The following is a 12662-nucleotide window of genomic DNA, read 5'->3' on the forward strand; positions in this document are numbered from 1 at the left end:
ACGGAACTGGCCTATCACGCGATCATAGCAAGGACGGCGTGCATTCACCCGCCAAGCTTTGTCGCAGACGCGGACGCGCGCTTCAGGCACGGTGCGCACGCAAGCTACAATGTCGGGATGAACCGTAAAACCCGCATTCAACCGATCGATTCCGGCCGCGACGACGAGCGCGAGCCCGACGAAAACGGTTACGACCGTCCGAGCAAATCCCAGCTCAAGCGCGACATGCACGCGCTGCAGGAGCTGGGCGAAGCGCTGATCGCGCTGCCCAAAGATGCGCTCAAACGCATGCCGATGCCGGAGAATCTCGGCGACGCCGTGCGCGAGGCGCGCCGTATCACGGACCACGAAGGCAAGCGCCGCCAGGTGCAGTACGTCGGCAAGGTCATGCGCTCGCTGATCGAGGACGAGGTCGCGGCCCTGCGCACGGCGCTCGATACTCACCGTGGCGTGAACAAATCCGAAACCGCGCGGCTGCACTGGATCGAGCGCACGCGCGAAAAGCTTCTCGCCGACGACGCCGCGCTCACCGAATTCATCCGCAATCATCCGGGCGTCGATCCGCAGGAAGGCCGCACGCTGATCCGCAACGCGCGCAAGGAGCGCGAGCAGCAAAAGCCGCCGCGCTATTACCGCGAACTGTTCCAGTGGATCAAGAACGCGGCGGGCGCGGAAGACGACGAAGACGTCGAAGGCGACGAGGACGATCGTGACGAAACCGAAGCGTAATCATCCGGACGAGCTGATCGTCGGGCTCGTGTCGATCAGCGATCGCGCGTCGCAAGGCGTCTACGAGGACAAGGGCTTGCCGTCGCTGCAAACGTGGCTCGGCGAGGCGCTCACCACGCCCTTTCGCGCGGAGACGCGCCTCATCCAGGACGATGCCGCGACCATTTCCGCGACCCTCGTCGAGCTCGTCGATACGCTCGGCTGCGATCTCGTGCTTACGACGGGCGGCACCGGCCCCTCGCGCCGCGACGTGACGCCCGAGGCGACGCTCGCCGTCGCCACGAAACCGATGCCCGGCTTCGGCGAGCAGATGCGTCAGATCAGCCTGAATTTCGTGCCGACCGCAATTCTTTCGCGGCAAGTCGCGGTCATCCGCGAAACTGAAGATCACGCCGCGCTGATCATCAACCTGCCGGGACAGCCGAAGTCGATCCGCGAAACGCTCGAAGGATTGAAAGACGCGGACGGCAAGCAGAAAGTGCCGGGCATTTTCGCGGCCGTGCCGTACTGCATCGATCTGATCGGCGGACCGTATATCGAAACGCGGCCGGACGTGGTCACGGCGTTCCGCCCGAAAAGCGCGATCCGACCGCCGAAAAATTAAGACGCGGCGGCAGGCGCCGACGGAATCAGGAAATGCTCGCGGTAATACTTGAGTTCGTCGATGGACTCGTGAATGTCGGCGAGCGCGGTATGCATCGCGCGCTTCTGGAAGCCCTTGTAGATCGCCGGCTGCCAGCGGCGGCACAGTTCCTTCAGGGTGCTGACATCGAGATTGCGGTAGTGGAAAAACGTCTCCAGCTCGGGCATCCAGCGCGCCATGAAACGGCGATCCTGGCAGATCGAGTTGCCGCACATCGGCGACTTGCCGGGCGGCACGTACTGGCCGAGAAACTCGCGGATCTGGCGCGTGGCTTCGGCTTCATCGACCGTCGACACCTTCACGCGTTCGGTCAGCCCCGAGCGTCCGTGCGTGTTGCGATTCCACTCATCCATGCGGCCGAGCGCCTCGTCCGTCTGATGAATCGCGAGCACCGGCCCTTCCACCATCCTGTCGAGCGTCGAATTCGTCACGACCACCGCGATCTCGATGATGCGATCGTTGTCCGGATCGAGACCGGTCATCTCCATGTCGAGCCACACGAGGTTCATGTCGCTGCGCACGAGCGCGTTTTCGTCTGATTCGGGGGCGGCGGAGATGTCGGTCATGAGAAGCGGCCTGAGAGATGGGAAAGCCACTGCGCGTCGGCACGGCCTAGAACCTATAATTCTCGCATAGTTCAATCGGAAGTCCCGGATGACCAACCTCACTCTTGCTTTCTCGACGATCTTCGTCGTCGCCCTGGTCGCGATGGTCTCGACCAAGCTCTGGCTCGCGTCACGGCAGATTCGCTATGTCGCCGCGCACCGCAACGGCGTGCCCTCGCAATTCTCGGGCACGATCCCGCTGACCGCGCATCAGCGCGCCGCGGATTACACCGTCGAGCGCACGCGCCTCACGATGATCGAGGTCGTCACGAGCGCAGTCGTGCTCGTCGCGCTGACGCTGCTCGGCGGCGTCCAGGCGCTCGATCTCGCCATTTCGGACTGGCTCGGCCGCGGCTATCTCGGTCAGATCGCGCTGGTGGCGTCGGTGGTCGCGATCACGAGCATCATCGATCTTCCGTTCGATTACATCCGCCATTTCGTGATCGAGGAAAAGTTCGGCTTCAATCGCATGTCGAAGAAGCTCTTTTTCGTCGATCTCGTGAAGGGCACGGTGCTCGCGGTCGTGATCGGCGCGCCGCTTCTGCTGCTCACGCTCTGGCTGATGGACCGCGCCGGCACGTTCTGGTGGCTGTGGACGTGGATGGTATGGGTCGCATTCCAGTTGCTCGCGATGATCATTTATCCGACCTTCATCGCCCCGCTCTTCAACAAGTTCGAACCGCTGAAGGACGAGGCGCTCGTCGCGCGCATCACGAATCTCATGTCGCGCACGGGCTTCGCCGCGAAGGGCCTGTTCGTGATGGACGGCAGCCGCCGTTCCGCGCACGGCAACGCGTATTTCACGGGCTTCGGCGCGACCAAGCGCATCGTCTTTTTCGATACCCTGCTCGCGCGTCTTTCCGGCAGCGAGATCGAAGCTGTGCTCGCGCACGAGCTCGGTCACTTCAAGCGCCGTCACGTGCTGAAGCTGATGATCGTCATGTTCGGCATCAGCCTCGCGATGCTCGCGCTGCTCGGCTGGCTCATCCAGACCACGTGGTTCTACGAGGGTCTGGGCGTGCGGCCGTCGCTCGTCGGCAGCAACAACGGGCTCGCGCTCGTGCTCTTCATGCTCGTGCTGCCGGTGTTCATGTTCTTCATCACGCCGCTCGGCAGCCTGACTTCGCGCAAGAACGAGTTCGAAGCCGATGCCTTCGCCGCCAGCCAGACCGATCCGAAGGATCTCGTGAACGCGCTCGTGAAGCTCTACGAGGACAACGCGTCGACGCTCACGCCCGATCCCATCTACACCGCGTTCTATTATTCGCATCCGCCCGCTTCGCAGCGCATCGACCGCCTGATGCAACACGCCGCATGACGCGCGGGTCCAAGCATCCGAGCGTGGGCGCGCGCCTCGAAGGCACGGTGATCGCGGCGCACGGGCGTCACTATCTGGTGAATCCGCAAGACGGCGGCGCGATGCTTCAGTGCTTCCCGCGCGGCAAGAAAAGCGAAGTGGCCGTCGGCGATCGCGTGATCTATGAGCAGTCGTCGGCGGATCAGGGTGTGATCGTCGAGATCGGCGAGCGGCGCAATCTGCTCTACCGCTCGGATCAGTTCAAGTCGAAGCTCTTCGCCGCGAATCTCGATCAACTGCTGATCGTGCTCGCGACAGAGCCGCATTTCAGCGAAGACCTGCTCGGACGCGCGTTGATCGCGGCGGAGGCGCATGGGCTGGAGTCGCTCATCGTGCTCAACAAGATCGACGTCGGTCATGCGGTGCCGCTCGCGCGCGAACGGCTCGCGCCGTATCGCGAACTCGGTTATACGGTGGTCGAACTGTCGGCGAAGATGATGCCCGGCGACGTCCATCCGCAACTCGATGCCCGTCTGAAAGATCGCTCGACGATCCTGCTCGGCCAGTCGGGCATGGGCAAATCGACGCTCGTGAACCTGCTCGTCCCCGATGCCGACGCTGCCACGCGCGAGATTTCATCGGCGCTCAATAGTGGCCGCCACACGACCACGTTCACGCGTCTCTACGACTTGCCCGGCGGCGGCGCGCTGATCGATTCGCCGGGTTTCCAGGAGTTCGGCCTGCATCATCTGTCCGAAGGCCAGCTCGAACGCGCCTTCGCGGATTTCCGGCCCTATCTCGGGCATTGCCGCTTCTACAACTGCCATCATCTGCACGAGCCTGGCTGCGCGGTCCTCGAAGCCGTCGATGCCGGCAAGATTCGCCTCGGGCGTCACGCGCTCTACGCACAGCTCGTCCACGAAGCCAGCCAGATCGTTCGATGAAGCGTCTCACGCGCGCTCCCAACCTGATCACGGCGCAGCACTGGGTGAACGTGCTCGCGACCGCGGGCGTGCCGTGCGAGTTGCACAACCGCTATCTGAACGGCGCGATGGGAGAGATTCCGGCGGATCAGTGCGCGCCGGAGATATGGATCGTCGACGATCGCGACGAAGCGTTGGCCTTGCGCCTTCTGGAGCGCGCGAGAAAAGGGCCGGACGCGAACGCCCGGCCCTGGAGATGCAAGCATTGCGGCGAGTGGCTGGAACCGCAATTCACCGTGTGCTGGAATTGCCAGACGGCGCGCGATCCGCTCGACGACTGATTACGCCAGCCACACGGCGATCGTCAGCATCAGCAGCAACAGCATCCACAGAATCACCGCGCGCCACACGAGACCGACGGCCGATTGCAGCGTGCGCGGCGTGCAGTCGTCGCCGACGGGCAGCGGGCTCGCATCGCCCACGGCAAGTGCTTCGACCGAAAGCGGCTCCGCCAGCGGACCCGCGAGACGCGCGCCCAGCGCACCGCTGCCCGCCGCGAGCAACACACCTTCGTTCGCGTCCGGCCACTGACGCGCGTGATTGCGCCACGCGTAGATCGCATCCTCGAAATTGCCGACGATCGCAAAGCCGAGCGCGGTCAGACGCACCGGCACCCAGTCGATGACAAAAAACGCGCGCTGTGCAAACGACGAAAACTCGGCGGTACGCTCCGGATTCGGCTTCGCCCACGCGCGTGCCAAATATTCGGCGATGCGATACAGCACCGCGCCCGCCGGGCCGATCGGAATCAGGAACCAGAAGAACACGCCGAACACATGCCGGTGCGATGCCACCACCGCGTGAACCAGCGTATGCCGCACGATTTCGCTGACGGGCATATCGACAGTGTCGATGCCGGTCCATTCGTTCAGCACTTCGCGCGCGCGCGGCACGTCGTCGTTGTTGAGCGCGAGGTGGATGTCGGTGAAATAGTGGCTGAACTGCCGGAAGCCGAGCGTGAAGTACACGATCACCACGTTCCACAGAAACGCCAGAGCGAAGTTGATCCGGTACAGCACGTAATAGACGAGCCCGACCGCGAGCGTCCACGGCAGCACGACCACGAGCCACGCAACGATGCCGTGTTTCTCCTTGCCAGCATCGAAACCGTGCGCGGTGGATTCCGCATGATATTGGAGCAACGCCGAAATCGGATTGTGCGGCGACAAGGCGCGCATTTGCTCAATGACGAGAGCCAGCAATACGGAGAAAAAAGTCATGCGAAGCGCCGAAACGGTCGGATTAGTTCGAGTTTCGCGTAACGATAGCACAGCGCCATACGCGTTTAGCGCGCTGAGTAATTGCGCAAGCCGCGGCGAGCGCGCGGACTTTCCGCGCCGTCACGCGCGAGCCGCGAGAAAGCGATAAAAATTGCGCAACATGCCGGCCGTTGCGCCCCAGATGAAATAAGGAGCCTTTCTTTCGCCCGGCGTGTAAGGCATCGCAAAAAAACGACGCTCGCCGCCTTCCCAGCGAAAAACGCGCACTTCGTGGTTCGCCGGATTCATGAGCCACGCGAGCGGCACTTCGAAAATGTCGGCGACCTCGCATGTATCGGCCTTCAAGGTAAAAGGCGGATGCACCAGCGCAACGACAGGCGTCACCTTGAAACCCGTGCCCGTCAGATATTCGGGCATCGCCCCGATGATCTCGCAATGTTCCGCGCCCAGGGCGACTTCTTCGTAGGCCTCGCGCAGCGCGGTGGCGGCGGCATCGGCGTCTTCGGGCTCGCGTCGGCCGCCGGGAAAGCTGATCTGCCCGGCGTGATCCGACAGATGATCGGCCCGCTGCGTCAGCAGCACGGTCAAGCCGCCCTCACGCACGACGAGCGGCACCAACACGGAAGCCACGCGCGGATCGCCGCCGATCGCCTTGATGCGCTGCTCGCGCTCTTCCTGCGTCCAGTCGAGATTCAGCGCGAAACGCGCGCGCAAGCCTTCCGGCGTGAGGCGCTCTGGCGGAATGGGCGGGAGTGTCTCACCCGTCGAGAGGACGGGCATCTTTTCGGGTTCGAGGATGCGGGGAGTCGAAGTCTTTCCGGTGGACACGGGGTCGAGAACTGGGCTGTCGAAGACTCAATTTGAACACACCAAAGAAAAAAGCACCCACATGGGGTGCTTTTTCCGTACTACGCCTGGACAGCGGCTTACTCTGCGGAAGCAGCAGCCTTGTCTTTGAAGACCAGCTTTTCCTTGATCCGAGCCGACTTGCCCGAACGCTCGCGCAGGTAGTAGAGCTTCGCGCGGCGAACATCGCCACGGCGCTTCACGACGATGCTCGCGAGCAGCGGCGAGTACGTCTGGAACGTACGCTCGACGCCTTCGCCCGACGAAATCTTGCGGACGATGAAGTTCGAGTTCAGGCCACGGTTACGCTTCGCGATGACGACGCCTTCGTAAGCCTGGACACGCTTACGCGTGCCTTCGACCACGTTCACGTTGACGATGACGGTATCGCCCGGCGCGAAGTCGGGGATGCTCTTCTCGCCCAGAACGCGTGCGATCTCTTCCTTCTCGAGTTGCTCAATCAGATTCATTACTGACTCCTTGTGCCATCTTGCCGAAGTTGCGTGCCTTGTATTTGCGTCAGGCCTCGGTAGAGGATGGGTTTGCTTCAGGCGCCGATTTTCAGCCAGCGCCCCCATTTTCCCGCTCGTCCGCCCGAAATCTATGCAGACTTCGACGCTTCCTTCGCGAGTTCTGCGAGCCACGCCTCGTCGGTGCGGCTCAACATCTTGCTGTCACGCGCCCGCCTGATCAGATCGGGCCGCTTGTTGAATGTGTTGCGTAATGCTTCGCGCCTGCGCCAGGCGTCGATTTCCTTGTGATGGCCGCCGAGCAGCACATCGGGAACACGCACGCCCTCGTACTCTTCCGGACGCGTGTAGTGCGGGCAGTCGAGTAATACGTCGACGAAGCTATCCTGCACCGCCGATTGCGCGTCGTTCAACACGCCGGGCAACTGGCGCACCACGGCGTCCATCAGCGCCATCGCGGGAAGTTCTCCGCCCGACAGCACGAAGTCGCCGAGGCTCACCTCTTCGTCCACTTCACGATCGATCAGGCGCTGGTCGATCGCTTCGTAACGGCCGCACAGCAACACGAGACCCGGTTCCTGCGCAAACCGCATCACGCGATCGTGGTTCAGTTTCGCACCTTGCGGCGACATCATCACGACGCGCGTCGACGTAATTCCCTGCTCGCGCTGCGCAGCCTTAGCCGCGTGGATCGCGTCTTCCAGCGGGCGCGCCAGCATCACCATGCCGGGGCCGCCGCCGTATGGGCGATCGTCGATGGTGCGGTAGTTGTCCGTAGTGAAGTCGCGCGGATTCCACGTCCGCAAACCGAACCGCTCCTGCTTCACCGCCCGGCTGGTAATGCCCCAGTCGGTCAGCGCGCGAAACATCTCGGGAAAGAGCGTCACGACATCGAACTGCATCGCTCTCTCCGTAACGTGACGATGTTCAATAGTCGGCGTCCCAGTCGACGACGATACGCTTCGCCGCCCGGTCCACCGTCTTCACATACACGCCGACGAACGGAATCAGCCGCTCACCGGTGATGGGCTTGCCATCCTTGTCGGTACTCGGATACTCGATCCGCAGGATGGAATGCGCGCCGTTGTCGATCAGATCGGCAACGCGACCCAAGGCCACGCCCGCTTCACTTTCGACATCCAAGCCGATCAGATCGACCCAGTAAAATTCGTCTTCGCTGTCGAGCTTCGGGAAATCGCTGCGCGCGATATTCACCGTGTGGCCTTTCAGCGTGAGCGCCGTATCGCGGTCATCACAGCCGGCGAAGCGCGCGACGATCGTATCGGCATGCACTTTCGACTGCAGGCAGCGCGCGGACTTGTAATCGCGGCCTTTGACGAGCCACCAGCGTTTGGCGTTCAGCAGCGCGTCGCCGCCCTGCTTGCCGTTCGCGTGCGGCACGATCTTGACCCAGCCTTTGAGACCGTATGCATCGGCGATGAAACCGAGTTCGACGGCGTCGTCAGGCAAAGCCTCGACCGATTCGATTCCGCCTTGCGGCGTCTTCAAGCTCGAAATGTCGACCGCCACGTGACGCGCGCCCGGCTTGCGGACGAACGCGCCAAACGTGGCGGAACTCTCATCGTGCCCCGGCTTTGATCGGCCGACATCTTCCGGCACGCGGCCGGATTCAGAATTGCGCGTAGACATCGGCGAATCTTTGGGCAGGTTTCGAGCGGCAGTTACAGCGTCGACGAAGCGAGCTTAAGCAGCCGGCTGGGCTTGCTGAGCCTGCTTGACGAGACGCTCGACGGTCGGCGACAGTTGCGCGCCAACGCCTTGCCAGTACGTCAGACGATCCTGAGCGATGCGCAGCGATTCGCCTTTGGTCGCGACCGGGTTGTAGAAACCCACGCGCTCGATGAAGCGGCCATCACGGCGGCTACGCGAGTCGGTTGCAACGATGTTGTAGAACGGGCGCTTCTTCGAGCCGCCACGAGCCAAGCGGATGATGACCATGCTGAAATCCTTGAAAACCGGGGTTCGGAACAACGAGAACAGGCGATTATAGCCGGAATGTGAAGCTCTAACAAACACTTAACGCATTTTTTGGATTCAAGCCGTATTCGTAACGTTTCCAGCACGTTTCCGGATACCGGGAATCACGCCGACGCGGCGACGCGCCATTGGTGGCGCGGGCGCACGTCGGCGTAAAATGACTGACCGCGTCGGCTTGCAAGCGACGTCCGCCTCTTTCCACCACCGCTTTCGCTGATGACTTCCTCGTCCATCGCCACGCAAGCTGGCTCAAAACCGGCCGGCAAGCAGGTTCCACCCTACTTCCGCTCGAAGACGCTGACCGCCGCGCTCGCGTTCCTGTTCGGCTACATCGGCTTGCACCGCTTCTATCTGTATGGAATGCGCGACAAGTACGGCTGGGCGCATATCGTCGGCATCGTTCTGGGTGCGTTCGGCTATCTGTTGCTCGCGGAAACGGAGCGCGCTTCGCTTCTCGGCTGGGTGCTGGCGTTTCCGGGTGCGATTTCGCTGCTGGCCGCCTTTCTCTCGGCCATCGTCTACGGCCTGCGCCCCGACGCCAAATGGGACGCGCAGTTCAATGCGCACACCGGCCGCAGCAGCCGCTCCGGCTGGACGGTCATTTTCGTCGTGATTTTTTCGCTCCTGTTCGGCGCGTTTCTGCTGATGACCGGTCTCGCGCTCACTTTCCAGACGTACTTCGAAAGTCAGGTCGAGGCGGCGAAAACGCTGTCGCAATAAAACGTCAGAACAGGTCGAGTTGCGGGCTGGACGGCGGCCCCGTTCGTTTCGCGGGCCGCTGGAACTCGGACATGTCGAGTATCCCGCGTTGCCGTGCATTAAGCCCAAGCCGTTTCGTCGCCTTTTGAAAGCGCTGCTTGAGCATATCGGCCCACAGACCCTCGCCTTTCATGCGCGTCGAAAAATCCGAGTCGTAGTCCTTGCCGCCACGCATGTCGCGCACGCGGCTCATCACGCGATCCGCGCGATCGGGGAAATGCGCGGCAAGCCAGCCCTTGAAGAGCGGCGCAACTTCCCACGGCAGACGCAGCACGATATAGCTCGCGCTTGTCGCCCCGGCTTCGGCGCACGCTTCGAGAACACGCTCCATGTCCGGCTCCGTCACGAACGGAATGACCGGTGCGATGCTCACGCCTACCGGAATGCCCGCCTCCGCAAGCGTCCGGATCGTGCGAAGACGCCGCGACGGCGTCGCCGCGCGTGGCTCGAGTGTTCGTGCGATATCGGCGTCGAGGGTTGTGACCGTGATCGCCGCCATCACCTGTCCGCGCGCGGCCATCGGCGCAAGCAGGTCGATGTCGCGCTCGATCAGCGAATTCTTCGTGATCGCTGCGAACGGATGCCCGCAATCGTGCAGCACCTGAATGACACGCCGCGTGATTTGCAAATCGCGCTCGACCGGTTGATACGCGTCCGTGTTGACGCCGAGCGCGATCGGCTCGGCTTCGTAGTTCGGTTTCGCCAGTTCGCGTTCGAGCAATTCCGGCGCGTTGATCTTCGCGTAGATCCGGCTTTCGAAATCCAGCCCCGGCGATAGTCCGAGATAGCTGTGCGTAGGGCGAGCGAAGCAATAGATGCAGCCGTGCTCACAGCCGCGATAGGGATTCAGCGAAACGGAAAACGGAATGTCCGGCGAGCTGTTGCGGGTCAGAATGCTTTTCGCCCGCTCCTCGAAAATCTGGGTGCGCAGCGGTGGCGCGCCTTCGTCCTCGGGATCGGCGGTGTGCGCCCAGCCGTCGTCGACACCTTCACGCTCATCCTTCTCGTAACGACCCTGGATATTCGTGACCGCCCCGCGCCCCTTCAGCGGAGCCGGTGGCGCGACGGGATACTCACGATCGGGCGATGACATTGCGACGAAATCCATCGATTAATACTGTATAAATATACAGTATTACTTCGCCATCGCAAGCGGAAAATCACGTCTCGACGAGAATCTTCAGCGTCTCCTTGATCTCCTCCATCACCACATAGCTCTTGGACTGCACCGCGCCCGGTAACTGCAAAAGGATGTCGCCGAGCAGCTTGCGATAGTCCGCCATCTCGCCGATCCGCGCCTTGATCAGATAGTCGAAATCGCCCGATACGAGGTGGCATTCGAGCACCTCGGGAATCTTCTGAACTTCGCGCCTGAATTGCTCGAACATGTTGCCGCTCTTGTGATCGAGCGTGATCTCGACGAATACGAGCAGCGCAGCGCCCAGCTCGTTCGGATTCACGCGCGCGTAGTAGCCCATGATGACGCCATCGCGCTCCATGCGTTTCACGCGCTCGATGCAAGGCGTCACCGACAGCCCGACGCGCTCGGCCAGGTCTTTCATCGCGATGCGGCCGTCCTCTTGAAGAATGTTCAGGATCTTGTGATCGAGCTTGTCGAGAGCGCGTACTGGATTTCGCTGCGTTCGCATTGGTTTTTCCTGAAAATCGATCAAATACAATAACTAAAACTGGGTCGAAGTCCATACCATAGTCGATAACACTATACGAGCTTCAGTTTGTCGCGTCGATCGCCTTAACGCCCGCGCACTCGGAAGTTTCATCGAATCTGGATGGAGATCACATGCGAATCGTTATTCTCGGAAGCGGCGTCGTCGGTGTCACGAGTGCGTATTACCTCGCTCGCGCCGGTCACGAAGTCACGGTCATCGACCGCGAAGCTGGCCCCGCCCTCGAAACGAGTTTCGCGAACGCCGGTCAGATCTCCCCGGGCTACGCATCGCCGTGGGCCGCACCGGGCGTGCCGCTCAAGGCCGTGAAGTGGATGTTCGAAAAGCACGCGCCGCTCGCCATCCGCCTCGACGGCACGATGAATCAGTTGCAGTGGATGTGGCAAATGCTGCGCAACTGCACGCAGGATCGCTACACGGTCAACAAGGGCCGCATGGTCCGCCTCGCCGAATACAGCCGCGATTGCCTGCAGGCGTTGCGCGCCGACACCGGCATCTCGTACGAAGGCCGTACGGGCGGCACGTTGCAACTGTTCCGCACGCAGCAGCAATTCGACGGCGCGGGCAAGGACATCGCGGTGCTGAAGGACGCGAACGTGCCGTTCGAACTGCTCACGGCCGATGAGCTGAAGAAGGCCGAACCCGCTCTCGCCGCCGTGTCGCATAAATTGACGGGCGGTCTGCGCCTGCCGAACGACGAAACCGGCGACTGCCAGATGTTCACGACGCAACTCGCCGCCATGGCCGAAGCGCTCGGCGTCAAGTTCCGCTACAACACGTCGATCGACGCGCTCGCTGTCAGCAACGGCCGCATCGCCGGCGTGCAGTGCGGCAAGGAACTGGTGACGGCGGATTCGTATGTCGTCGCGCTCGGCTCGTATTCGCCGAAGCTGCTCGGCGATCTCGTGAAGATTCCGGTTTATCCGCTGAAGGGCTACTCGATCACCGCGCCGATCGTCGATGCGAAGCGCGCGCCGGTCTCGACCGTGCTCGACGAGACGTACAAGATCGCGATCACGCGTTTCGACGACCGTATCCGCGTGGGCGGCATGGCGGAAATCGTCGGCTATGACAAGAAGCTGAAGCAAGCGCGTCGCGAAACGCTCGAAATGTGCGTGAACGACCTGTTCCCGGGCGGCGGCGATACCGCGAGCGCCACGTTCTGGACCGGCCTGCGTCCGATGACGCCGGACGGCACGCCGATCGTTGGCCGCACGCCGGTGCCGAATCTGTTCCTGAATACCGGTCACGGCACGCTCGGCTGGACGATGTCGTGCGGCTCGGGTCAGTTGCTGGCGGACCTGATGTCGGGCAAGCAGCCCGCGATCCGTGCCGACGATCTGTCGGTTCACCGCTACTTCGGCGATGTCGGCGTGAAGACGCGTCCGGGATACGCGAACGCATGATTGCCGGTATCGCATGAA

Annotated in this window: 16 protein-coding genes; 7 read left to right on the forward strand and 9 right to left on the reverse strand. The window is 62.2% G+C overall.

Annotated features, from left to right (window positions below; all coding sequences use genetic code 11):
* The first annotated feature begins 117 nt into the window (after positions 1-117).
* Complete coding sequence (gene yjgA / locus IAG25_RS16570) at positions 118-729, forward strand: ribosome biogenesis factor YjgA (RefSeq protein ID WP_187605832.1); 612 nt, start codon at positions 118-120, stop codon at positions 727-729.
* The gene (gene mog, locus IAG25_RS16575; protein WP_187606124.1) at positions 707-1333 is read left to right on the forward strand and encodes a molybdopterin adenylyltransferase; all 627 of its coding nucleotides are present in this window, start codon (positions 707-709) and stop codon (positions 1331-1333) included. Before yjgA ends, mog begins: the two co-directional genes overlap by 23 nt.
* Here the strand turns inward: mog and orn are convergent.
* Positions 1330-1938: an oligoribonuclease gene (gene orn / locus IAG25_RS16580; RefSeq protein WP_187605833.1), complete on the reverse strand. Its 609-nt coding sequence runs from the start codon at positions 1936-1938 to the stop codon at positions 1330-1332. The genes mog and orn overlap by 4 nt on opposite strands.
* Positions 1939-2026: 88 nt before the next feature.
* Here orn and IAG25_RS16585 point away from each other — a divergent pair, with 88 nt between their 5' ends.
* The 3 genes from IAG25_RS16585 to IAG25_RS16595 are packed head-to-tail and all read left to right on the forward strand — an operon-like array spanning position 2027 to position 4538.
* On the forward strand, positions 2027-3295 hold the full coding sequence (locus tag IAG25_RS16585; protein ID WP_187605834.1) for a M48 family metallopeptidase: 1269 nt from the start codon (positions 2027-2029) through the stop codon (positions 3293-3295).
* A complete protein-coding gene (rsgA, locus tag IAG25_RS16590) occupies positions 3292-4218 on the forward strand; it encodes a ribosome small subunit-dependent GTPase A (RefSeq protein ID WP_187605835.1) in 927 nt (308 codons plus the stop codon). The genes IAG25_RS16585 and rsgA overlap by 4 nt, the downstream gene beginning before the upstream one ends.
* Complete coding sequence (locus tag IAG25_RS16595) at positions 4215-4538, forward strand: putative signal transducing protein (RefSeq protein ID WP_035503235.1); 324 nt, start codon at positions 4215-4217, stop codon at positions 4536-4538. The genes rsgA and IAG25_RS16595 overlap by 4 nt, the downstream gene beginning before the upstream one ends.
* Here IAG25_RS16595 and IAG25_RS16600 read toward each other — a convergent pair whose 3' ends face one another.
* From IAG25_RS16600 to rpsP, 6 genes are all read right to left on the reverse strand, one after another.
* Complete coding sequence (locus IAG25_RS16600) at positions 4539-5477, reverse strand: CobD/CbiB family protein (protein WP_035503234.1); 939 nt, start codon at positions 5475-5477, stop codon at positions 4539-4541.
* A gap of 120 nt (positions 5478-5597) precedes the next feature.
* A complete protein-coding gene (locus IAG25_RS16605; protein WP_035503233.1) occupies positions 5598-6257 on the reverse strand; it encodes a CoA pyrophosphatase in 660 nt (219 codons plus the stop codon).
* Between the two features lie 146 nt (positions 6258-6403).
* Complete coding sequence (gene rplS, locus IAG25_RS16610; RefSeq protein WP_035503232.1) at positions 6404-6793, reverse strand: 50S ribosomal protein L19; 390 nt, start codon at positions 6791-6793, stop codon at positions 6404-6406.
* 131 nt (positions 6794-6924) lie between these two features.
* The gene (gene trmD / locus IAG25_RS16615; protein ID WP_187605836.1) at positions 6925-7695 is read right to left on the reverse strand and encodes a tRNA (guanosine(37)-N1)-methyltransferase TrmD; all 771 of its coding nucleotides are present in this window, start codon (positions 7693-7695) and stop codon (positions 6925-6927) included.
* Between the two features lie 25 nt (positions 7696-7720).
* Complete coding sequence (gene rimM / locus IAG25_RS16620; RefSeq protein ID WP_187605837.1) at positions 7721-8443, reverse strand: ribosome maturation factor RimM; 723 nt, start codon at positions 8441-8443, stop codon at positions 7721-7723.
* Between the two features lie 54 nt (positions 8444-8497).
* Complete coding sequence (gene rpsP / locus IAG25_RS16625) at positions 8498-8752, reverse strand: 30S ribosomal protein S16 (RefSeq protein WP_008342343.1); 255 nt, start codon at positions 8750-8752, stop codon at positions 8498-8500.
* A gap of 255 nt (positions 8753-9007) precedes the next feature.
* Between rpsP and IAG25_RS16630 the strand changes: the two genes are divergently transcribed.
* Positions 9008-9511, forward strand: coding sequence for a TM2 domain-containing protein (locus IAG25_RS16630; RefSeq protein ID WP_187605838.1), 504 nt, complete (start codon positions 9008-9010; stop codon positions 9509-9511).
* Between the two features lie 4 nt (positions 9512-9515).
* Here the strand turns inward: IAG25_RS16630 and IAG25_RS16635 are convergent, their stop codons facing one another.
* Both IAG25_RS16635 and IAG25_RS16640 read right to left on the reverse strand, forming a co-directional pair.
* Positions 9516-10643, reverse strand: coding sequence for a PA0069 family radical SAM protein (locus IAG25_RS16635; RefSeq protein WP_187605839.1), 1128 nt, complete (start codon positions 10641-10643; stop codon positions 9516-9518).
* Between the two features lie 67 nt (positions 10644-10710).
* Positions 10711-11199 (reverse strand): Lrp/AsnC ligand binding domain-containing protein, encoded by a 489-nt coding sequence (locus IAG25_RS16640; protein ID WP_035503319.1) that lies wholly within the window; start codon positions 11197-11199, stop codon positions 10711-10713.
* 152 nt (positions 11200-11351) lie between these two features.
* Between IAG25_RS16640 and IAG25_RS16645 the strand changes: the two genes are divergently transcribed.
* Entirely contained in the window at positions 11352-12644 is a 1293-nt protein-coding gene (locus IAG25_RS16645) for a D-amino acid dehydrogenase (RefSeq protein ID WP_035503226.1), read from the forward strand.
* Positions 12645-12662: the final 18 nt, after the last annotated feature.

The sequence above is a fragment of the Caballeronia sp. EK genome, from assembly GCF_014384845.1.
GTDB classification, from domain to species: domain Bacteria; phylum Pseudomonadota; class Gammaproteobacteria; order Burkholderiales; family Burkholderiaceae; genus Caballeronia; species Caballeronia jiangsuensis.

What these genes read in the sequence shown, in the direction of transcription:
- yjgA (WP_187605832.1), top strand. Translation starts at nt 118, where the DNA reads ATGAACCGTAAAACCCGCATTCAACCGATCGATTCCGGCCGCGACGAC.
- orn (WP_187605833.1), bottom strand. Translation starts at nt 1,938, where the DNA reads ATGACCGACATCTCCGCCGCCCCCGAATCAGACGAAAACGCGCTCGTG.
- IAG25_RS16585 (WP_187605834.1), top strand. Translation starts at nt 2,027, where the DNA reads ATGACCAACCTCACTCTTGCTTTCTCGACGATCTTCGTCGTCGCCCTG.
- rsgA (WP_187605835.1), top strand. Translation starts at nt 3,292, where the DNA reads ATGACGCGCGGGTCCAAGCATCCGAGCGTGGGCGCGCGCCTCGAAGGC.
- IAG25_RS16595 (WP_035503235.1), top strand. Translation starts at nt 4,215, where the DNA reads ATGAAGCGTCTCACGCGCGCTCCCAACCTGATCACGGCGCAGCACTGG.
- IAG25_RS16600 (WP_035503234.1), bottom strand. Translation starts at nt 5,477, where the DNA reads ATGACTTTTTTCTCCGTATTGCTGGCTCTCGTCATTGAGCAAATGCGC.
- IAG25_RS16605 (WP_035503233.1), bottom strand. Translation starts at nt 6,257, where the DNA reads ATGCCCGTCCTCTCGACGGGTGAGACACTCCCGCCCATTCCGCCAGAG.
- rplS (WP_035503232.1), bottom strand. Translation starts at nt 6,793, where the DNA reads ATGAATCTGATTGAGCAACTCGAGAAGGAAGAGATCGCACGCGTTCTG.
- trmD (WP_187605836.1), bottom strand. Translation starts at nt 7,695, where the DNA reads ATGCAGTTCGATGTCGTGACGCTCTTTCCCGAGATGTTTCGCGCGCTG.
- rimM (WP_187605837.1), bottom strand. Translation starts at nt 8,443, where the DNA reads ATGTCTACGCGCAATTCTGAATCCGGCCGCGTGCCGGAAGATGTCGGC.
- rpsP (WP_008342343.1), bottom strand. Translation starts at nt 8,752, where the DNA reads ATGGTCATCATCCGCTTGGCTCGTGGCGGCTCGAAGAAGCGCCCGTTC.
- IAG25_RS16630 (WP_187605838.1), top strand. Translation starts at nt 9,008, where the DNA reads ATGACTTCCTCGTCCATCGCCACGCAAGCTGGCTCAAAACCGGCCGGC.
- IAG25_RS16635 (WP_187605839.1), bottom strand. Translation starts at nt 10,643, where the DNA reads ATGTCATCGCCCGATCGTGAGTATCCCGTCGCGCCACCGGCTCCGCTG.
- IAG25_RS16640 (WP_035503319.1), bottom strand. Translation starts at nt 11,199, where the DNA reads ATGCGAACGCAGCGAAATCCAGTACGCGCTCTCGACAAGCTCGATCAC.
- IAG25_RS16645 (WP_035503226.1), top strand. Translation starts at nt 11,352, where the DNA reads ATGCGAATCGTTATTCTCGGAAGCGGCGTCGTCGGTGTCACGAGTGCG.